We start from the raw sequence: 868 nt of genomic DNA on the forward strand, positions 1-868 counted from the left end.
TGGTGGTGGGGTGTCGGCGCGGCCGAGGACGCGTTCGTCAAGCGCGTGCTGGCCCTGCCGGGGGACCGCCTCGAATGCTGTGCCCCGGACGGTCGGCTGCTGCGCAACGGCGAGCCGCTGGATGAGCCGTATCTCGGCAGGCCCGTGACCGCGGACGAGCCGGCCGCGGCGGGGACCTGGTCCTTCGAGGTGCCCGACGGGCGCATGGTCGTCCTGGGCGACCACCGCGCCGCCTCCCGGGATTCCCGCGCACTGCTGGGCGCCCCCGGCGGCGGGCTGATCCCGCTCGAGCGGGTCGAGGGCCGGGTCGCGGAGGTCGTGTGGCCGCTGGCCCGCCGCGGGACCGTGGACGTCCCCTCCGGGGACACGCCGTGACGGGGCGCCGCACCGCGCTGATCGCGGCCGCCGTGACCGTACTCGCCTGCGTGCTGGCGTGGGCCTTCCTGGCGCGCATGTACGCCATCCCGTCCTCGTCCATGGAGCCCGGGCTGCGGGCCGGCGACCGCGTGGTCGCCACGCTGCTCACCCCGGATCCGTTCCCGGTGCGCCGCGGTGACGTGGTGGTGTTCGAAGACACGAAGGGCTGGCTGCCCGGGGGCGGCCACGTGATCAAGCGGGCCGTCGGGCTGCCGGGGGACATCGTCTCCTGGACGCCCGGCGAGGAGACGCTGCGCGTGAACGGGGTGCCCGTGGAGGAGCCGTACCTCGCGCCGGGGGAGACGCCCGCGCAGGAGGCGTTCGAGGTGACCGTCCCCGAGGGGCGGCTGTGGGTGCTCGGCGACCATCGCTCGGCGTCGGCGGACTCCCGCGCGCACCGCGCCGGGCCCGGGGGCGGGTTCGTGGCCCTCGACGACGTGGTGGGCCAGAA

2 protein-coding genes are annotated in these 868 nt (G+C 76.4%); both read left to right on the plus strand.

The annotated features are described in order from the left end of the window. Positions 1-375 (plus strand): signal peptidase I (gene lepB / locus D8M29_RS12495; protein WP_127446038.1); only part of this gene is annotated, 375 nt, incomplete at its 5' end. After that, the coding region (gene lepB, locus D8M29_RS12500; RefSeq protein WP_127446039.1) for a signal peptidase I at positions 372-868 on the plus strand (497 nt) is incomplete at its 3' end. The genes lepB (D8M29_RS12495) and lepB (D8M29_RS12500), both read left to right, overlap by 4 nt.

The organism is Micrococcus sp. HSID17227 (genome assembly GCF_003989405.1).
Lineage (GTDB): Bacteria > Actinomycetota > Actinomycetes > Actinomycetales > Micrococcaceae > Micrococcus > Micrococcus luteus.